The sequence below is a fragment of the Micromonospora sp. NPDC005205 genome (assembly GCF_040608275.1).
Classification (GTDB): domain Bacteria; phylum Actinomycetota; class Actinomycetes; order Mycobacteriales; family Micromonosporaceae; genus Micromonospora.
Map to the genome: position 1 here is coordinate 69,958 of NZ_JBEXHV010000001.1, position 18,875 is coordinate 88,832.

Here is an 18,875-nt window from a genome sequence, read left to right on the forward strand (position 1 = left end):
AGGGCGCGGTAATAATGGTCCAGGGCCCGCTGCCGATCCCCCAACCCGTGGTACGCGAGGCCGATGTTGTTCAGGGTGATGGCTTCGCCGGCCCGGTCACCGACCTCCCGCTGGATGGGCAGGGCGCGGTAATAATGGTCCAGGGCCCGCTGCCGATCCCCCAACCCGTGGTACGCGAGGCCGATGTTGTTCAGGGTGATGGCTTCGCCGGCCCGGTGACCGACCTCCCGCTGGATGGGCAGGGCCTGGTGGAAGTGGCTGAGGGCCCGCTGCCGATCCCCCAACCCGATGTATGCGCCGCCGATGTTGTTGAGGGTGGTGGCTTCACCGGCCCGGTCACCGACCTCCCGCTGGATGGGCAGGGCCTGGTGGAAGTGGCCCAGGGCCCGCTCGCGATCCCCCAACCTGATGTACACGCTGCCGATGTTGTTCAGGGTGGCGGCTTCGTTGCCCCGGTCGCCGGCCTGCTGGTACATGGTCAGGGCCTGCTGAAGGTCCTCCAGTGCCGGCCAGGGCCGACCGGTCGACGACCGCGCCCAGCCACGTTGGTAGAGGGCGCTGGCATCCGGGCCGAGGGTCAGCGTCGCGGTGGCCACTGCCTCGACCGCCGCGAACCGCGAGGTACGCAACCACACCCGACACACTCGGACACTGGCATCGCGGGCGATCACCGGCTGCTGACCGGCGACAGCAAGCCGATGCACCTCCACAAGTCGGGCGACGGTGGTCGCCGCAGCGTGAGGACCGGGGCGTGATGGTGATGGTTCTCGATCCTCCATGCCGAATCCACCTCGCTTTTCCCACTGCTCCCGGTTGCCTGTTCAGCGTGTCCAGGGATCGGACCGTGGCACACCAGCGATGTACCGCTGTGACATGGGTCGTCATTGTTCTTCCCACGATCGCCGGGACTTGGTCAGCGAGTCGGAAACCCGTCAGCCGGGTTTACCGAGCGGTCCCGGGACGCGAATAAACGTACAGTGGCCGCCAAGGTCCACCCGTTGATCGTCTGGCCTGGGCCAGGAATCCGCGGTCCTGGGCGGGCTTGACCAGGCGCATCAGGGGAGGGTGCGGGTGATGGGAAACGCCACAGTGGAGGTGTCCGGGGCGCAGGCCGCGCGCTGGGCGGCGGAGCTGCGGTCCGCGCTGATCGGGGCGATGGGGCCGGACGACAGCGTGTCGCCAGTGCAGGTGCAGCGGTCGGCCGAGATGGTGATCGCGGTCATCGGGCTGGTGTTCTCCGGGGTCGAGGTGGCCAAGACGATCGCCGAGTGGTGGAGCGCCCGCCGCCGGGAAGGCGTTGCCGTGACCGTGCTGCTGCCGGACGGCACCCGGATCGAGCTGGCCGAGGGCAGCCAGGCTCGGCTGGAGATCGCCATGCGGCAGGAAGGCACCGAGCCGCACTGAACTGACCGCCACGACGGGATGGGCAGATGGGCACCTTCGAACTGGAGGTCTTCGCGCAGACCTCGAACTACTACGAGCTGCGGCTGTCCTTCGACGGCGCGGCGCCCCAGACCCGCAACCTGGACAGGGCGGCGGTCGATGAGCTGATCACGCTGGTACAGCGTGACTACAGCAGTGACGCCAACGCGCAGAAGGTGTACGGCGCGGTCCGGCTGACTGAGCTGGGGGCGAGGCTGGCGGATTTCCTCGACGGCGATCAGCGGTGGCTGACCCCGATCCTGGCCCATCCTGCCGGGGCGGTGCTGCGGATCGCCGCCGAGGAGCGGTTGCGGCACCTGCCTTGGGAACTGCTCGCCCGGGAGGGCACGTTCCTGACCGTGGCAGGGCGGGCACCGCTGTTGCCGGTTCGTGCGGTTGGCACCCACGCGGCACTGACCAGCCCGGTCACGCCGAACAACCGGCCGTTGCGGGTGTTGTTCATGGCAGCCTCGCCAGAAGGCGTCGAGCCGGTGCTCAACTTCGAGGCCGAGGAGGCGGCGATCCTCGCCGCGACCCGACGGACCGGCACCGACCTGGTGGTCGAGGAGAGCGGCACCCTGGAAGGGCTCCGGTTCCTGAGCCGCGCCTACGGGCCCGACCACTTCGATGTGCTGCATCTGAGCGGGCACGCCACCACCGACGGCGGGGAGCCGGTCTTCGTGGTGGAGGGCGAGTTCGGCGGGCGCGCCACGGCGACGGCCGACCAGATCGCCCAGGCGATGCAGGGACACTGGCCGCGACTGGTGTTCGTTTCCGGCTGCCTGACTGCTGACGCCCCCGGTGGTGGGGTTTTCCCCTCGATGAGCGAGAGTCTGGTCGATGCCGGCGCCCCTGCGGTGCTGGGCTGGGCGCTACCGGTGGGAGACGTCTCCGCCACCGATTTCGCCGCAGCTCTCTACCAGGCGCTGGCCGACGGCGGGTCGTTGGACCAGGCCGTCATCGAGGCTCGCCGTCACCTGTTTCACGACAAGAAGAGCAACTGCTGGCATCTGCTCCGGGTCTACGCCGACCGGTCTCCGCTGACTCCCCTGGTCACGCCGCTCCACGCCCGGGGCCGCAGGCAGTCGCAGGTGCGCGCCGCCGACCGGCAGTTCCTGGACCCGCAGACCCAACTGTCCCGGGTCGCGTCCCGCGCCGAGTTCGTCGGCCGGCGGCGGATCATCCAGCGCTGTCTGCGTGCCCTCCGGCAACCCGCCGACACCCCCGGCGCGGCACAGGGCCTGCTGCTGGCCGGCATGGGTGGGCTCGGCAAGAGCAGCCTCGCCTCCCGGCTCCTGGAACGCATGCCCACCCATCAGCATGTCGTCTGGTACGGCCAGGTCGACGCCATCAAGTTTCGTGAGCTGACCACCAAGATCCGCTTCGACAGCGGGGAGCAGTCCGAGGAGGCCGGCAGGCTTCTCGACAACGAGCAGATTCCACTCCCGACCCGGCTGCGGTACCTGCTCGACGCCGACGGGCTCCTTGGCAGAACACCCTGCCTGTTCGTGTTCGACGACTTCGAGACCGGCAACCTCGACACCCGCGACGACGGCAGCCGGGTGCTCGCCCCGGCGATGGCCGAGATCCTGCCCGCCCTGCTCACCGCGATCCGCGACACCGGCAGCCCGAGCCGTGTCATCATCACCAGCCGCTACCGCTTCCCCACCCCGGCCGGCACCACTGTCGCCGTCGAGGCTCTGGAGACCCTCAGCCCCGTCGAGCAGACCAAGAAGATCGCCAATCTGGTCAACCTGCGCCCCGAATCCACCATCGACCCGGCCATCCGGGACCGGGCGATCGAGGCCGCGGCGGGCAATCCCCGCCTGCTCGACTGGCTCAACCGGATCGTCAACGATCCCGCCCTCGACATCGATGGCCTGCTCACCGCCATCGAGAACGAGACCGACAGGTTCCGCCGCGAGACGGTGCTGGCCGACAACCTGCTCGACTCCCAGCCCCTCGAACTCCGCCGCATGCTCGCCAGGATCAACGTCGTCGAACTACCCGTACCGGCCGCCACCGTCCACGCAATGCACCAACATGCCGACGCCGATCGGCACATCCAGCGGGCCGTCCAGCTCGGCCTGCTCGAAGAGGGCATCGACCCCGAGACCCACCAGCCCCGCTACTACGTCTCCAACGTCCTGCACCCCCTCGTTCGCCCTCTGATCACCGACGACGAGTACATCGAGGCATGCGGCGCCGCCGCGCAGTCCCTCTACCAACTCTGGGTCCTCAACCCCGCCGGTTCCGATGGCCGCTGACCCGAGGAACCTCGCCCGATGGGTCGAGGTGCATCGGCTTGCCGTCGCCGGTCGGCAGTCGCTGATCGCGCGGCATCTAGGTGACAGGGTGTGTCGGGTGTGGTTGCGTACCTCGCGGTTCGTGGCGGTCGAGGCAATGGCCACCGCGACGCTGACCCTCGGCCCGGATGCCCGCGCCCTGTACCAACGTGGCTGGGCGCGGTTGGCCACCGGTCGACCCCGGCCGGCACTAAAGGACTTTCAGCAGGCCCTGACCATGTACCAGCAGGCCGGCGACCGGGGCAACGAAGCCGCCACCCTGAACAACATCGGCAGCGTGTACGACAGGTTGGGGGATCGGCAGCGGGCCCTTGACCACTACCACCAAGCCCTGCCCATCCGGCGGGAGGTCCATGACCGAGCTGGCGAGGCCGTCACCCTCAGCAACATCGGCAGCGTGTACAACGCCTCGGGGGATCAGCAGCGGGCCCTCGACCACTACCACCAGGCCCTGCCCATCGGGCGGGAGGTCGGTGACCGAGCCGGCGAAGCCGTCACCCTGACCAACATCGGCAGCGTGTACCACGCCTCGGGGGATCGGCAGCGGGCCCTCGACCACTACCACCAAGCCCTGCCCATCAGGCGGGAGGTCGGTGACCGAGCCGGCGAGGCCGCCACCCTCGGCAACATCGGCAGCGTGTACTACAGGTCAGGGGATCAGCAGCGGGCCCTCGACCACTACCACCAGGCCCTGGCCATCCAGCGAGAAGTCGGCGACCGGGCCGGCGAAGCCACCACCCGCAACAACATCGGCCTCGTTTATGACGGGTTGGGGGATCGGCAACGGGCCCTCGACCACTACCACCAAGCCCTCCCCATGACGCGGGAGGTCGGCGACCGGGCCGGCGAAGCCGTCACCCGGTACAACATCGCGGTGGCCCACCAGGCGGACGGTGACCTGGACCAGGCCATCCGGGAACTCGAACACGTGGTCGACCTCGATCGGCAGGTCGACCACCCTGACCTCGAAGCCGACACCGCCCTCCTCGAACAACTCCGCCAACAACGCTCCCTGGCTGACCCGACCAGGGGTCAGTGAGGACGGGTCAGGCTCGCGTAGATGTCCAGGTGTCGCTTGATGACCACGTCGGGGTGGAACGTCTGCTCGTACCGCAGCCGGGCCGGTGCGGAGAGCGCGGCGGCACCGGCCCGCGCGACCGGGAGCGCGGCGGCCAACGCGGCCGCTTCCGGCGGGACCACCCAGCCGGCGGTGCCGGTGACCAGGCCGGCCGGCACCGCAGGCGGACCCGCCGGCGGCGGCGAATGACCGGCGACGGCGGAGGCGATCTCGGCGGGCCCGGTGCCGGCGGGCTCGTGCGGGGCGTCGGCACCGACCAGGTACGGAATGCCGCCCAGCGCCGTCCCGAGCACGGGTCGGCCGTTCGCCAACGCCTCGATGATCACGGTGGGCAGCACGTCGTGCCACATCGCGGCGGCGATCACCACAGCGCTCGCCTCGACCGCGGCCTGCACGCCGGCCCGGTCGAGCTGACCGAGGTAGACCACGTCGGGTCGCTCGGCGGCGGCTGCCTCCACGAGCGGGCGCAGCTCGCCGTCACCGGCCACCCGCAGCGTGCCCAGCGAACCCACCGGGTGCCGGCGCCAGGCGTCCAGCAGCAGGTCGACGCCCTTCTCCGGAGAGAGTCGGGCCATGTAGAGGAACCCGTCGCCCAGCGGCGCCGGCCGACCCGGGTCGGGTACGGAGTTCGGCTTCACGACGATGCGTTCGTCCGGAATGCCGTAGTCGCGGAGGTGATCGGCGATGGCCGAGGTGAGCGCGATGTACCGATCCACCGAGCGCCAGGTGCCCCGGTGCACGGCCAGGGTGGTCGCCATCAGCGCGCTCTGCACCGCCGAGTCGCGGTAGCAGCGGTGCTTGATCGCGGGCACACCCAACGCCCGACCCTTGCAGTCCTGGCAGATCACGCCGTCGCGGAAGTAGATCCCCGACGAGCAGACCTGCCGGTAGTTGTGCACCGTCTGGACCACCGGCACGCCGTGCCGGTGGGCGGTTCGCACCACCCAGGGCGAGATCAGGGGGTACGGGTTGTGCAGGTGCAGAACGTCCGGTCGGTGCTCGGTGAGCAGGCGGCTCAGGTCGTGTTGGGCGCGGGGCGCCCAGATCGGCGAGATCGGCAGCAGGGCCTTCGCCGACTTCGACATCGACGGGATCTCGTCCGAACTGCGGATGAAGGGCAGCACCTCGACGCCGGCGGCGGTGAGCTGGGCGATCTCCGAGTCGACGATCGTGTTCTCACCGGAGGGCTGGGCTTCCCGGTACCGGTTGTGTGCCACCACGATTCTCACGGAGCTTGCCTCTCGTTCGCGGCTGTGCCGACTGTTGCTCGCGACTGCGGGGCTCGCAAGCTCACTCCTCGCGCTCGCGGTGGGAACTCGCAAGCTCATTCCTCACGCTCACGGGAAAGAAGGCTACCGTTGTGTCGTGCCCGAACTACCGGAGGTTGAGGCGCTCGCGGGTTACCTGCGTCAGCGCGCGGTGGGGCGGCGCGTCGATCGGCTGGAGATCGCCGCGATCAGCGCCCTGAAGACGTACGAGCCGGCACCTACCGAGGTCGCCGGCCGGGCGGTGGTCGACGCCAGTCGGCACGGAAAGTTCCTCGATGTCCTCTTCGAGGGTGGCCTGCACCTGGTGGTGCATTTGGCGCGAGCAGGCTGGCTGCACTACCGGGAGGCGTTCCCCGCCACCACGCCGCTCCGTCCGGGCAAGGGCCCGATCGCGGTGCGGGTACGCCTTGATGACGGTTCCGGCTTCGACCTCACCGAGGCCGGCACCCAGAAGAAGCTGGCCGCGTATCTGGTCACCGACCTCGCGACGGTTCCCGGGGTGGCCAAGCTGGGCCCGGACGTGCTCGCCGCGGATCTGCCCCTCTTCGCCGAGCGGCTGCGGAGCAGGCGGGGGCAGGTCAAGGGGGTGCTGACCGACCAGTCGGTGCTGTCCGGGGTGGGCAACGCGTACTCCGACGAGATTTTGCACGCCGCGAAGCTGTCCCCGTTCGCGATCACCGATCGGCTCACCGACGCCCAGATCGCCACCCTGCACGCCGCCACCCGACAGGTTCTCGGCGACGCGGTAGAGCGGTCCCTCGGTCAGCGGGCCGCGGAGCTGAAGGGCGAGAAGCGCTCCGGGCTGAAGGTGCACGCCCGCACCGGGCTGCCCTGCCCGGTCTGCGGGGACACCGTGCGCGAGGTGTCGTTCGCCGACTCCAGCCTCCAGTACTGCCCGACCTGCCAGACCGGCGGCAAGCCGCTGGCTGACCGTCGGTTGTCTCGTCTCGTACGGTGAGTAATTGCACTTCAGGACTACGGAGCGGAATCGCCCTCACTGAGTGAAAGCTCCGGTCCGCCGTTCTGGTCACGCGCGTATCCATCGGTATAGTGGCCCCGGTCCCCGGCTTCTGAAATGGTGCGGAGCCGGCCAGATCGCACCGGCACCGGCGGTCGCCAATCTCCTTCGGGGCGGCGACCGGTCGGAGCCCGCGTGGGAGACTGGAACGGTGGGCGACCCGGGCCCTCACTGCGAGTGAGCAGCCCGTGTCATGCGGGAGGACATGGGTGAGGTGACGGCAAGCCTCCAGCGCCCGGTAACCAACGAAGGCCGGAGCAGACTCGTGCGGCACGTCGACAGCTTCGAGATCCAGCCGCCGACGCCGCCGTCCCACAACGGCGTACCCCGGTCGGCGTGGACGAGGTCGCGACGCCGGGTTTCCCGCTGGCACCGCCCCTACATCGCGGTCCTGCTGCTGCTCGACTTCGGCGCGGCGGCGTTCGCCAGCTGGATCGCGATCCAGCTCTTCGACCAGGCCGCCTCCGGGTTCTCCGGCACCAAGCAGGACCCGACCTGGTTCCACACCATCTCCTACCTGCTGCTCCCGCTCGGCTGGGTGATCATCCTCTGGAGCAACAGGGCCTACGACCGGCGCTATCTGGGGCTCGGCCCGGACGAGTTCAAGCGGGTCATCCGGGCCGCGGTGACGGTCGCGGCGAGTGTCTCGTTCCTCGCCTTCGCCACCAAGACCGAGTTGTCCCGTTGGACGGTCGGCACGGCCCTGCTCGGGGCGCTGCTGTTGATCCTCTGGGGCCGTTTCGTGGCCCGCTGGGCGCTGCACTACATCCGGCGGCGGGCCGGCCAGGCCGCCCACCGGATGGTGCTGGTCGGCACCCTGCCCGAATGCCTGGAGGTCTACGCGGCGGTCACCCGCAGCCCGGCCGCCGGGCTGATGCCCGTCGCCATCCACATCACCGACGGGTACGCGGCGGCCAGAGGCATGCCGACCCCGGTTCCGGTGTACGCCGGACGCGACGTCCTGGCCCTGGTCCGTGAGGTCGGTGGGGACACCATCGCCGTCTGCGGGTCGGCCAGCGCCGAGCCGGGCGAGTTGCGCCGGCTGGCCTGGCAGTTGGAGGGCTCCGGTGTCGACCTGGTGGTCGCCCCGCAGCTCACCGACATCGCCGGCCCCCGGGTGCACATCCGGCCGATCGAGGGTCTGCCGCTGCTGCACGTCGAGGAGCCGACCCTCTCCGGGCCGGCGCTGCTGGCCAAGAACCTGATGGACCGGGTCGCCGCCGGCCTCGGCCTGCTGCTGCTGATCCCGCTCTTCCTGGCCATCGCCGTGGCGATCCGGATCTCCGACCCCGGGCCGGTCTTCTTCCGCCAGCCCCGGGTGGGGCACGAGGGGCGCACGTTCCGGGTGTGGAAGTTCCGGACCATGTACGTCAACGCCGAGGACCGGCTGGCCAGCCTGGTCGATCGGAACGAGACCGACGGCATGCTGTTCAAGATGAAGGAGGACCCTCGGGTCTTCCCGGTCGGTCGCTTCCTGCGGGCCACGTCGCTGGACGAGCTGCCGCAGCTGATCAACGTGCTGTGGGGCGAGATGTCGCTGGTCGGGCCCCGCCCGCTGCCGGCCGACGACGGTGACTTCCTGGGTGACGTACGGCGCCGACTGCTGGTCCGCCCCGGCATGACCGGGCTGTGGCAGGTCTCCGGCCGCTCCGACCTGTCCTGGGACGAGTCGGTCCGACTGGACCTCTACTACGTCGACAACTGGTCGCTCGCGTACGACCTGAGCATCCTGTGGCGCACCGTCGGGGTGGTGCTCGCCCGAAAGGGCGCGTACTAGAGGGTTGGCGCGCGGGCTCGCAGGGGCGAGGATCGCTGCGTGGCTGCCAACCTCTCCGCCGTGGTAGGCGTCGTCTCACTCGTCACCGCGCTGACCGCGGCTCTGCTGGCGGTGCTGCGGCTGCGGGCCCGCCGTGGCATCGCCACCGCCACCCAGCGGGCCACCTACGAGGTGCTGCACACCGCCGGCCTGGCCGCCGAGCCGCTGCGGGCGGGGTTGAGCGAGGCGGGCGCGGCGAAGGCCGTACGGCATCTGCGGGCGCTGGTGGGCGCGGTCGGGCTGGCGCTCGCCGACGCCGACCGGCTGCTCGCCCTCGACGGGCGCGGCACGCACCACGGGGAGCAACTGCTCGCGGCGGCGCAGCGGACTGTGGGCAGCGGCCGCTCGACGGTGCTGGGTGAGCAGGAACTGCACTGCGACCGGGTCGACTGCCCGGTCCGCGGGGCGGTGGTCGCGCCGTTGCTGGGGGCCGACGGCCGGGTGGTGGGCGCTCTGGTGGCGGTAGCCGACAGCCCGCCGCCTCCGGGGTTGGTGCAGGCCACCCTGGAGACGGCGCACTGGGCCGGCAACCAGCTGGCCCTGGCTGAGCTGGACTCGTCGCGGGAGCGGCTGGCCCGCGCCGAGATCCGGGCGTTGCGGGCGCAGATCAGCCCGCACTTCATCTACAACGCGCTGACCGCCATCGGCTCGTTCGTCCGCACCGACCCGGAGCGGGCCCGGGAGTTGATCCTGGAGTTCGCGGAATTCACCAGGTACTCGTTCCGTGCGCACGGGGAGTTCACCACACTGGCCGAGGAGCTGCGGTCGATCGACCGCTACCTGACCATCGAGCGGGCCCGGTTCGGCGACCGGTTGCAGGTGCGGTTGCAGATCGCCCCGGAGGTGCTGCCGGTGACGCTGCCGTTCCTCTGCCTCCAGCCGCTGGTGGAGAACGCGGTTCGCCACGGGTTGTCCCGCAAGCCGGGCACGGGCATGGTGAGCATCGAGGCCCGGGACGCGGGAGCCGAATGCCACATCACGGTGGAGGACGACGGAGTGGGAATGGATCCGACCACGCTGACCGCCGGCATCGCCGAGCTGGCCCACGGCACCGGCGACCCCGGTGAGGACACGGGCCAGCACGTCGGCCTCTCCAACGTTGACGAGCGGTTGCGCTCGGTCTTCGGGGACCGGTTCGGCCTGGTCGTGGAGACCGGGTTGGGCTCGGGCACGAAGGTGAGCATGCGGGTGCCGAAGTTCCACCCGGGCGTACGGGCAGGGTCGTGAGCGAGCGGACCGGGACGGGGGCGGTGAACGCGACCGGTTTCCTGCGCGTCCTCGCGGTGGACGACGAGCCGCCCGCGCTGGACGAGCTGGCGTACCACCTGCGGGCCGACCCCCGGGTGGCCCGCCTGCACACGGCCGGGGATGCCACCGAGGCGCTGCGGTTACTGCGCGACGGCGACGTGGACGTGGTTTTCCTGGACATCCGGATGCCCGGCCTGGACGGGATGGAGCTGGCCCGGGTGCTGCGCCGGTTCGCCCGGCCACCGGCGATCGTGTTCGTCACCGCGTACGACGACGGCGCGGTGGACGCCTTCGATCTGGGCGCCACCGACTACGTGCGGAAACCGGTGCGCGCCGATCGGCTGGCCGAGTCACTGCGCCGGGTGATCGGCTCACGGGTGGTGCCGTCGCACCCGGCGGCGCTGGCCCGCGCGGAGGAGGACCCGACCATCCCCATCGAGCTGGCCGGCACCACCCGGATGCTGCCCCGCTCGGCGGTGCGCTGGGTGGAGGCGCAGGGCGACTACGCCCGGTTGCACACCGCCGAGGGGTCGCACCTGGTGCGGGTTTCGCTGGCCACGCTCGCGGAACGCTGGGCCGATGCCGGCTTCGTCCGGGTGCACCGGTCGTACCTGGTGCAGTTGAAGTTGATCGCGGAGTTGCGGTTGGTCAACTCCGGCTACGTGGTGGTGATCGACTCGACCGAGCTCCCGGTGAGCCGGCGGCACACCCGGGAGCTGAAGGACAAGCTGGTCAGGGCCGCGAAGCAGGACTGGAGTCGCTGAGCCGGGAATGGAAGCAGCCCTACCGTACGTTGTACGCTAGTCCGTACGACTTCCGGGAGGCCTGCCGTGACCGAGACTCCGTTCGACGCCGCATCCGAGTTCGACAACCAACTCGACCGACTGGTGCAGCTCGGTTATCCCGCCCTCGCCGGGCTGACCGAGAGCGCCTTCCGCGACCTGGTCGCGCCACTGCGGGCCGCTGCGGTCGAGGGGGTCGCCGGGCTGCCCGCCCCCACCGACGCCCGGGTGCCGTTCCTGCTGGTCATCACCCGGGACCTGATCGGTGTGCCGGAACGGGTGGAGCTCACCACACTGGCCGGCAAGCGCAAGCCCGGCGTCATCGACCGGAACTACGCCGAGGACGACCTGCCCCGCTTCGACCCGATCAAGGAGTTGGAGGTGCCGGCCGGTCCGGCGTACCTGCTCTTCGACGTCGACCGGGGCGAGGAGTTCCGCAATCTGGCCCCGGCCACGGCCATGGAGGGGATCACCGCTCAGGGCCGGTTGCCGCTGAGCATCGACGAGGGGCTCGCCTTCATCACGCTGCACCCGGCCGCGTTGGCGAGCAACCGGTGCTTCTCGCTGGTCGGCTCCCGCTGCGGCGACAAGCGGGTGCCGGCGCTGTGGATCAGCCAGGGCGCACCCAAGCTGGGTTGGTGCTGGTACGGCAACCCGCACACCTGGCTCGGCTCCGCCTCGGCCCGACCGGAGCGCATCCCGTTGAAGATCTCGTAGGCCTGGTCGTCCTCGTGGATGCTCTGGAGTTCCCGCACGCCAGCCGGCATGATCCCCGAGTTATCCACAGCCGCGCGCGGTTCTCCACAGGTTATTCACAACGCAAACCACTGATCTCCACGGCCGCTCCCTACAGTCAGGACCCATGAACGAACGCCGGGTACTGGTGGTCGAGGACGAACGGACCATCGCCGAGTCCATCGCCGCCCGACTGCGGGCCGAGGGATTCACCGTGGAGATCGCGGCGGACGGGCCCAGCGCGGTCGCGCAGTTCCACGCCGGACAGCCGGATCTCGTCGTCCTCGACGTGATGCTGCCGGGCTTCGACGGACTGGAAGTGTGCCGCCGGATCCAGGCCGACCGGCCGGTGCCGGTGCTGATGCTCACCGCCCGGGACGACGAGACCGACCTGCTCGTGGGGCTGGCGGTCGGCGCGGACGACTACCTCACCAAGCCGTTCTCCATGCGGGAACTCACCGCCCGGGTGCATGTCCTGCTGCGTCGGATGGAGCGGGCCGCCGCCACTCCCGCGCCGCCGGCCATCCGCCTCGGCGACATCGAGATCAACCAGGCCGAGCGACGGGTCCGCCGGGCCGGGGCGGACGTGCACCTCACCCCTACCGAGTTCGACCTGCTGGTCCACCTCGCGGGACGACCCCGCACGGTGCTCCCCCGGGAACGGCTGCTCGCCGACGTCTGGGGATGGGTCGACGGGAGCGGCACCCGCACCGTGGACAGCCACATCAAGGCTCTGCGCCGCAAGCTCGGCGCCGACCTGATCCGGACCGTCCACGGCGTCGGGTACGCCCTGGAGATGCCCGCGTGATCGGCCGCGCGTTCGACTGGCTGGAACGGGTGCTACCGCGTCCACTGGATCCCGTCCGCTCGATCAAGATGAAGCTCGGCGTCCTGCTGGTCGCGTCCTGGGCCGTGGCCATCGGTTACTTCTGGTACGGCATCGGTTGGCTCCCGCCCGGCACGGCGGTCACCAGCATCTGCATCGCGCTGGTGACCTCGCAGGTGCTCGCCCACGGGATGACGTCGCCGCTGCGCGAGATGACGGCGGCCGCCGGGGCGATGGCCCGCGGCGACTACACACGTCGGGTGCGCGCGACCTCCCGCGACGAGGTGGGCGAGCTGGCCCAGGCGTTCAACAAGATGGCCGAGGACCTGCACGCCGCCGACCAGCGCCGACGCGAGCTGATCGCGAACGTCTCGCACGAGCTGCGTACGCCGATCACCGCGTTGCAGGGCGTGCTGGAGAACATGGTGGACGGGGTCGCCGACCCCGAACCGGCCGCGCTGCGTTCGGCGTTGGCCCAGACCCAACGGCTCGGGCACCTCGTCGCGGACCTGCTCGACCTGTCCCGACTCGACGCCGGGGTGGTGCCGCTGCGGCGAGTACGCATCGACGTGTGGGACTTCCTCGACGAGGCGGTGGAGCACGCCACCGCCAGCGCGTCCGGTGCCGGTCTGGACGTGCGCTTCGAGCTCCGGGACCTGCCGACACCGCTGACGGTCCACGCGGACCCGTGGCGGCTGCACCAGGTCTTCGCGAACCTCCTCGACAACGCGGCCCGACACAGCCCACCCGGCGGCACGGTACGGGTGTGCGCCGAGGAACACGGCGACCAGCTCCGCTTCGAGGTGAGCGACGAGGGCCAGGGCATTCCGCCGGCGGAGCGTTCCCGGGTGTTCGAGCGCTTCACCCGCGGCGACCGGTCGGCCGGCGGCGGGACCGGGCTCGGCCTGGCCATCGCCCGGTGGGTCGTCGAACTGCACGGCGGTCGGATCGGTGTCCTCGATCCCGCCGGACCCGACCGGGGTGGCCGGCCCGGCTGCCGCATCCAGGTCACCATCCCGTGCGACGGGACATACCGAGAAGAGGCAGCATGACCAGCCCCGGCAGCACCAATCTCCCGGCCACCGGGCCGACCGGACCGCAGGTCTCCCCGGTCGTCGGCCCCGGCCCGGCTGCCACACCGGTCGCCGTCCGAGCTCAGGCGTGGCCTGTCGCACCCGCCCCGCCCAGGCCCCCGTCGCTGATCCAGCGCCGCTGGCCGGGGCCGTCCGGACCTGCCCGTCCGCTGGTGCTGGGGGCGCTGGCGGCTGCGGCGGTCATTGGGGCGTCGATCCTGACGATGGTTCGTCCCGGCCTCGGTTGGCTGGTGGCGGCGCTGGCCGTCACCGCTGCCCTCGGCACCGCCAGCGTCGTCCGTTCCGGGAGGCCGTCCCCGACGGGGAGCGCCATCACGCCGACCGGCGCGGCGGTACCGCAGGGACCGACCGCCGCGCCGGAGCGGACTGTCCAGGCGGATCCGGCCGCCGCGCCCGAGCCGACCGTCCAGGCGGCCACCGCCCGTCCCGGTGCCACGGGGGCACCGGGGCGGGCGGTACAGGCCCTCTGGGCCGCCGCGACGGTCGCGTTGGTCGCCGTCGGCACGGTCCGGGCCGCCGGCTGGCTCTTCGCCCTCTGCCTGCTCGCGGCGGCGGTGACCGGGGCTCTCGCGGTGACCGGTGGGCGAAGCCCGCTCGGCATGCTGGTCGCCGTGACGCTGCCGCCCGCCGCGACGGTACGGGCGCTCCCGTGGGCGGTACGCGGAGTACGCGACACCCGCCCGGCAGGGTCCGGGGTCGGCTTCGGACGAATCCTCACCAGCGTGGCCGTCTCCGCCGTCCTGCTGACGCTGTTCGGGCTGCTCTTCTCCTCCGCCGACGCGGTCTTCGCCGAACTGGTCACCGGTCTGCTGCCCGACATCTCGCTACCCGGCGTGATCGGCTGGACGTTCCGCCTGGTGGTGATCGGCGGTGGTTTGCTCGGCGGCGCGTACCTGATCAGCCGCCCACCCGACCTGGAGGGCCTGCGGCCGAGGCCGTCACGACCGGTCCACCGACTGGAGTGGACCCTCCCGCTGGTGTTGCTCGACGCCCTGTTCGCCGCGTTCGTGCTGGTCCAGCTGACGGTGTTGTTCGGCGGCGCGGGGCACGTGCTGCGTACGGCCGGGCTCACCTACGCCGAGTACGCCCGTGGCGGGTTCTGGCAACTGCTCGCCGTCACCGCGCTCACCCTGCTGGTGATCGCGGTCGCCGCCCGCCGGGCGTCGCAGGCCACCCGCGCGGACCGGCTGCTGGTCCGCGTACTGCTCGGCACGCTCACCGCGCTCAGTCTGGTGATCGTCGCCTCGGCGCTCTACCGGATGCAGGTCTACGCCGACGCGTACGGGGCGACCCGGCTGCGGCTTGTCGTGGCGACCATGGAGCTGTGGCTCGGGCTGCTCTTCCTCCTGGTCGGGGTCGCCGTGGTGCGGCTGCGGGCCGAGTGGCTGCCTCGGTTGGTGATCGGCACGGCGGTGCTGGCGCTGCTCGGGTTGGCGCTCGTCAATCCCGACCGGTTGATCGCCGACCGGAACGTCGACAGGTACCTGGAGACCGGCCGGTTGGACGTCGGGTACGTGTCCGGGTTGTCCGCCGATGCGGTACCCGCGTTGGCCCGACTGCCCGATCCGATGCGCATCTGCGCACTGACGCAGCTCGCCGCCGAGCAGCCCCGGGACGGCCTCTGGGCGACGAACCTCGGCCGGCTGCGGGCCCGAGCGGAACTCGACACGATTCCGCTGAGCCGCACGCTGACCTACTGCCTCGAACTGGGACGCTGGTGAGTGTGAGCGCTTGACAATCGCGTACGGCGGGCGAGACTGCCGGGGTGGCCAAGCAACTCCCCGACGTGGGGTCGAGCGGTGCGGTGCCGCCGCCCCGGCGGTCCCGGATCGTGCTGGCCGAAATCACCAGGCAGGACACCCGCGCCGAGCGAACCCGCGCCGAGCTGGCCCAGCAGACCCAGGTCGGCGAGGCGCTGGTCCGCGGCCTGGTCCGGGCCCAGCTCGCGCTGGCGCTGCGGCTGTCCCTGGTGGTGGCCATCGGGTTGGGCGGGCTGCCCTGGCTGTTCGCGATCGCGCCCTCGCTCGGCCGGACCACCGTCGCCGGCGTCAACCTGCCGTGGCTGCTGCTCGGGGTGGCATCCTTTCCGTTCCTGATCGCCGTGGGCTGGGCGTACGTGCGGCTGGCCGAGCGCAACGAGCAGGACTTCACCGACCTGGTGCAACGGCCGGAGCGCTGAGTGGGCAACGACTTCGTGGTCCCGGCCATCGTCGCGGTCACCCTGGTCACCGTCGGGATCGGTTTCTACGGGCTGCGGTTGGCCCGGACCACGTCCGACTTCCTGGTGGCGTCCAGGGCGATCAGTCCGACCTGGAACGCCGCCGCCATCGGTGGGGAGTACCTGTCGGCGGCGAGCTTCCTCGGCATCGCGGGGCTGGTCCTCAAGTACGGCGTGGACGTGCTCTGGTACCCGGTCGGGTTCGCCGCCGGGTACCTGGCCCTGCTGCTCTTCGTGGCCGCGCCGTTGCGCCGTTCCGGGGCGTTCACCCTGCCCGACTTCTGCGAGTTGCGGCTGGGCTCGCGTCGACTCCGCATCCTGGCCACCGCCTTCGTGATCTTCATCGGTTGGCTGTACCTGGTGCCGCAGCTCCAGGGCGCCGGGCTGACCCTGGCCACGGTGGCCGGCTCCCCGTACCCTCTCGGAGCCCTGCTGGTGGCGGCCGTGGTCACCGCGAACGTGGCGCTGGGCGGCATGCGCGCGATCACCTTCGTCCAGGCGTTCCAGTACTGGCTCAAGCTGACCGCTCTCGCCGTACCGGTGATCTTTCTGGCCCTGCAGTGGCAGGCCGACGGCCGCCCGGCGGTGACCCCGCCCGACGGGCCGACGTTCCGGACCGCGACCACCGTCGTGGTCGAGCACCGCGCGGCCCTCACCCTGCCCAACGGTGACATCCGGGAGGTACGCCCCGGCGACGAGTTGACCTTCGCCGCCGGTGATCCGGTGCCGAACGTCTCCGGGGTGGCCACCGATGCCAACGACTGGTTGCTGCCCAGCGCCGCCGGTGACGACGACCGGGGCCTGTTCGCCACGTACTCGCTGATCCTGGCCACCTTCCTGGGCACCATGGGCCTGCCGCACGTGCTGGTGCGCTTCTACACCAATCCGGACGGCGCGGCGGCCCGTCGGACCACCCTGGTCGTGCTGGCGTTGGTCGGCGCGTTCTACCTGCTGCCTACTCTCTACGGGGTCCTCGGCCGGATCTACACCCCGCAGTTGCTGCTCAGCGGCCAGACCGACGCGGTGGTGGTGCTGCTACCCGAAGCCGCCCTGGGTGACGGCCTGGCCGGGCGGCTGCTCGCCGCGCTGGTCGCCGCAGGCGCCTTCGCGGCATTCCTCTCCACCTCGTCCGGCCTGCTGACCAGCGTCGCCGGGGTGATCTCGACGGACGTGCTCGGTCGGGGATCGGTACGCGGGTTCCGGCTGGCCACCGTCATCGCCGGTGGTGTGCCAGCGGTGCTGGCGCTGCACGTTTCCGGGCTGGACGTCTCACAGGTCGTCGGGCTGGCCTTCGCGGTCGCCGCGTCGAGCTTCTGCCCGCTGTTGGTGCTCGGCATCTGGTGGCGCGGGCTGACCGACGTGGGCGCCACCGCCGGCGTGGTGGCCGGCGGCGGCGCGGCGATCGGCGCGGTGCTGGTCACAGTGCTCGGCCCACCGTTGTCCGGATGGCCGGCCACGCTCATCGCGCAGCCGGCCGCCTGGACGGTGCCACTGGCCTTCACCGTGATGGTCGCCGTGTCGATGGCGACCCGCCGGCGAGCACCGGCCGACGTCGCCGCCACCATGCTCCGCCTGCACACCCCGGAAGCCCTCCGCATGTAGATGCGGTCAGCAGGCATCGGTGCCGGCACACAACCGGTCGGCTGCCCGTTTTGCCACCCGTCGGGCCTCCGATTCGGTCGAGTTGCCCAGCCGGATCTCTGCGACCAGATCGCCCTGTCGGACGAAGAGCGTGTAATCAACCAAGCTCGGGCCGTCGGATCTGATCAGGAGCGAACCGTCCCCGGCGAATCCGGAGTCGACAGTCGACAGCGAATACCGCTCGTCCTCCGGCTCGCACTGCGTCACCGTCCACGCCCAGAAGGTCATCGTGGCCTTCGCGCCTTCAAGGGAGTATCGCCCCACCCGCTCGATGACCGACGACGCGCCGGGCTTGCTGAACCCCGCGGTGCGCTCGGCGCGCTCCTGCGGCGACCGGTCCGGCGTGGCCGCGCAGGCGATGCTGACGATATAACCGAACGACCATTCACCATCCAGCAGGTCACTTCCGCCCACCCGGTAACCGGACGGCAGGTCCGACGCACGCAGGAGCGCCTGCGCAGGAATGGCCGGGCTGGTGGGGCCCTTCGTCGGTTGACCAGTGGTCGTCGACGGGCTCGACGGTGGTGCGCCGGGGGTGTTGCGGGGCGAGGTCGTCGGAAACGGAGATGGGGTCGGGGGGGCGGATGGCGTGGGTGTCGGGGTGGGCGATCCGGTCGCCGGCAGCACCGGCGGCGGCGCCCCCTCCCGGTTACCGGCCAGTGCCACCGCCCCGGTGGCCACCAGAGCCATCGCCACCACCGCGGCGAGCCCCGCCACAAACCTCGTCTGACGGGTCCGCCGCCGGCCGCGCTCCCGCACCTGCTCGGTAGCGGCCCAGCTCAGGTGCTCGGTGTCCTGGAACAGGTGCGCGAAGGGCTGATCAGGCATTGCTGACCTCCTCAGGGAGGGTGGTGCCGAGCAGAGATGCGAGAGCCTTGCGCCCTCGGGCGAGCCGGGCCTTGACCGTTCCGACCGGAACAGCGGTCCGCGTCGCGATGTCCGCGACCGGGAGATCCGCGAGGTGGTGCAGGACGATCGCCTCGCGTTGGTCCTTCGGTAACTGGCGTAACGCGGCGACCACCGCGACGGTGTTCTCCGATGGTGGCCCGACCGCGGTCACCGAACCATTCCGCCGCTGGGCGGTGATCCCGTTGCGGATCTTCCGCCAGCGGTTTTGAAGAAGGCGGTGTCCCACGAGGTGCACCCAAGCCTCCGGATCGTCGTACTCGCTGATGCTCCGCCAGCGCTGCCAGGCCCGCACGTACGCCTCCTGTGCGGCGTCCTGCGCCTCATGGATGTCGCCACCGAGCGCGTACAGCACGGTGACGACCCGGTGCCTGCTGGCTCGGTAGAACTCTTCGAAGCCGTCGTCTCTGTCCACTGCCTCTCCCCCGTGTCGATCCTGCCTCTGTCACCCGCCAGCCCGGTGTCCGGTTGCATGAGGTGCCGCGAGGTGAGTGGGAGGGTTGATCGAACCCGGGCG

The 18,875-nt window shown here is 71.0% G+C and carries 17 protein-coding genes; 13 read left to right on the forward strand and 4 right to left on the reverse strand.

Features of this window, described 5'->3' with window-relative positions:
• Positions 1-635, reverse strand: a 635-nt coding sequence (locus tag ABZU43_RS00345; RefSeq protein ID WP_355005150.1) for a tetratricopeptide repeat protein, incomplete at its 3' end; no start/stop codon positions are given.
• A 439-nt stretch (positions 636-1,074) separates the two neighbouring features.
• On the opposite strand from ABZU43_RS00345, the gene ABZU43_RS00350 reads away from it, so the two are divergent.
• The 3 genes from ABZU43_RS00350 to ABZU43_RS00360 all read left to right on the forward strand — a co-directional run bounded on the left by ABZU43_RS00350 (position 1,075) and on the right by ABZU43_RS00360 (position 4,767).
• Positions 1,075-1,404 (forward strand): hypothetical protein, encoded by a 330-nt coding sequence (locus tag ABZU43_RS00350; RefSeq protein WP_355004457.1) that lies wholly within the window; start codon positions 1,075-1,077, stop codon positions 1,402-1,404.
• A gap of 26 nt (positions 1,405-1,430) precedes the next feature.
• Complete coding sequence (locus ABZU43_RS00355; protein ID WP_355004458.1) at positions 1,431-3,689, forward strand: CHAT domain-containing protein; 2,259 nt, start codon at positions 1,431-1,433, stop codon at positions 3,687-3,689.
• A gap of 97 nt (positions 3,690-3,786) precedes the next feature.
• Positions 3,787-4,767 carry a tetratricopeptide repeat protein gene (locus ABZU43_RS00360; RefSeq protein ID WP_355004459.1) on the forward strand — a complete coding sequence of 327 codons (981 nt, stop codon included), beginning with the start codon at positions 3,787-3,789 and terminating at the stop codon, positions 4,765-4,767.
• On the opposite strand, the gene ABZU43_RS00365 is transcribed toward ABZU43_RS00360, so the two are convergent.
• Positions 4,761-6,035 (reverse strand): glycosyltransferase, encoded by a 1,275-nt coding sequence (locus ABZU43_RS00365; protein ID WP_355004460.1) that lies wholly within the window; start codon positions 6,033-6,035, stop codon positions 4,761-4,763. The genes ABZU43_RS00360 and ABZU43_RS00365 overlap by 7 nt on opposite strands.
• A gap of 136 nt (positions 6,036-6,171) precedes the next feature.
• Here ABZU43_RS00365 and ABZU43_RS00370 point away from each other — a divergent pair, with 136 nt between their 5' ends.
• From ABZU43_RS00370 to ABZU43_RS00415, 10 genes are all read left to right on the forward strand, one after another.
• Positions 6,172-7,032, forward strand: a complete 861-nt coding sequence (locus ABZU43_RS00370; RefSeq protein WP_355004461.1) for a DNA-formamidopyrimidine glycosylase family protein — start codon at positions 6,172-6,174, stop codon at positions 7,030-7,032.
• A 265-nt stretch (positions 7,033-7,297) separates the two neighbouring features.
• The gene (locus tag ABZU43_RS00375; RefSeq protein WP_355005151.1) at positions 7,298-8,869 is read left to right on the forward strand and encodes a sugar transferase; all 1,572 of its coding nucleotides are present in this window, start codon (positions 7,298-7,300) and stop codon (positions 8,867-8,869) included.
• Between the two features lie 39 nt (positions 8,870-8,908).
• Complete coding sequence (locus ABZU43_RS00380; protein ID WP_355004462.1) at positions 8,909-10,135, forward strand: histidine kinase; 1,227 nt, start codon at positions 8,909-8,911, stop codon at positions 10,133-10,135.
• Positions 10,136-10,158: 23 nt separating this feature from the next.
• Positions 10,159-10,920, forward strand: a complete 762-nt coding sequence (locus ABZU43_RS00385; protein ID WP_355005152.1) for a LytTR family DNA-binding domain-containing protein — start codon at positions 10,159-10,161, stop codon at positions 10,918-10,920.
• A gap of 66 nt (positions 10,921-10,986) precedes the next feature.
• Positions 10,987-11,655, forward strand: coding sequence for a DUF5701 family protein (locus ABZU43_RS00390; protein WP_355004463.1), 669 nt, complete (start codon positions 10,987-10,989; stop codon positions 11,653-11,655).
• A 145-nt stretch (positions 11,656-11,800) separates the two neighbouring features.
• Positions 11,801-12,481 carry a response regulator transcription factor gene (locus tag ABZU43_RS00395; protein WP_124861938.1) on the forward strand — a complete coding sequence of 227 codons (681 nt, stop codon included), beginning with the start codon at positions 11,801-11,803 and terminating at the stop codon, positions 12,479-12,481.
• 68 nt (positions 12,482-12,549) lie between these two features.
• On the forward strand, positions 12,550-13,551 hold the full coding sequence (locus ABZU43_RS00400; RefSeq protein WP_355005153.1) for a HAMP domain-containing sensor histidine kinase: 1,002 nt from the start codon (positions 12,550-12,552) through the stop codon (positions 13,549-13,551).
• Positions 13,548-15,314: a DUF4173 domain-containing protein gene (locus ABZU43_RS00405; RefSeq protein ID WP_355004464.1), complete on the forward strand. Its 1,767-nt coding sequence runs from the start codon at positions 13,548-13,550 to the stop codon at positions 15,312-15,314. The genes ABZU43_RS00400 and ABZU43_RS00405 overlap by 4 nt, the downstream gene beginning before the upstream one ends.
• A gap of 44 nt (positions 15,315-15,358) precedes the next feature.
• Positions 15,359-15,772 carry a hypothetical protein gene (locus ABZU43_RS00410; RefSeq protein ID WP_328651696.1) on the forward strand — a complete coding sequence of 138 codons (414 nt, stop codon included), beginning with the start codon at positions 15,359-15,361 and terminating at the stop codon, positions 15,770-15,772.
• Positions 15,773-17,413 (forward strand): cation acetate symporter, encoded by a 1,641-nt coding sequence (locus tag ABZU43_RS00415; protein ID WP_355004465.1) that lies wholly within the window; start codon positions 15,773-15,775, stop codon positions 17,411-17,413. It abuts the gene before it with no gap.
• 6 nt (positions 17,414-17,419) lie between these two features.
• Here the strand turns inward: ABZU43_RS00415 and ABZU43_RS00420 are convergent, their stop codons facing one another.
• Both ABZU43_RS00420 and ABZU43_RS00425 read right to left on the reverse strand, forming a co-directional pair.
• Positions 17,420-18,280, reverse strand: coding sequence for a hypothetical protein (locus ABZU43_RS00420; RefSeq protein ID WP_355004466.1), 861 nt, complete (start codon positions 18,278-18,280; stop codon positions 17,420-17,422).
• Positions 18,273-18,773: a SigE family RNA polymerase sigma factor gene (locus ABZU43_RS00425; RefSeq protein ID WP_355004467.1), complete on the reverse strand. Its 501-nt coding sequence runs from the start codon at positions 18,771-18,773 to the stop codon at positions 18,273-18,275. Before ABZU43_RS00425 ends, ABZU43_RS00420 begins: the two co-directional genes overlap by 8 nt.
• Positions 18,774-18,875 lie beyond the last annotated feature (102 nt).

Excerpts from the sequence above, each read along its gene's own strand:
- ABZU43_RS00350 (WP_355004457.1), top strand. The coding sequence starts at position 1,075 with ATGGGAAACGCCACAGTGGAGGTGTCCGGGGCGCAGGCCGCGCGCTGG.
- ABZU43_RS00355 (WP_355004458.1), top strand. The coding sequence starts at position 1,431 with ATGGGCACCTTCGAACTGGAGGTCTTCGCGCAGACCTCGAACTACTAC.
- ABZU43_RS00375 (WP_355005151.1), top strand. The coding sequence starts at position 7,298 with ATGGGTGAGGTGACGGCAAGCCTCCAGCGCCCGGTAACCAACGAAGGC.
- ABZU43_RS00395 (WP_124861938.1), top strand. The coding sequence starts at position 11,801 with ATGAACGAACGCCGGGTACTGGTGGTCGAGGACGAACGGACCATCGCC.
- ABZU43_RS00400 (WP_355005153.1), top strand. The coding sequence starts at position 12,550 with ATGAAGCTCGGCGTCCTGCTGGTCGCGTCCTGGGCCGTGGCCATCGGT.
- ABZU43_RS00405 (WP_355004464.1), top strand. The coding sequence starts at position 13,548 with ATGACCAGCCCCGGCAGCACCAATCTCCCGGCCACCGGGCCGACCGGA.
- ABZU43_RS00420 (WP_355004466.1), bottom strand. The coding sequence starts at position 18,280 with ATGCCTGATCAGCCCTTCGCGCACCTGTTCCAGGACACCGAGCACCTG.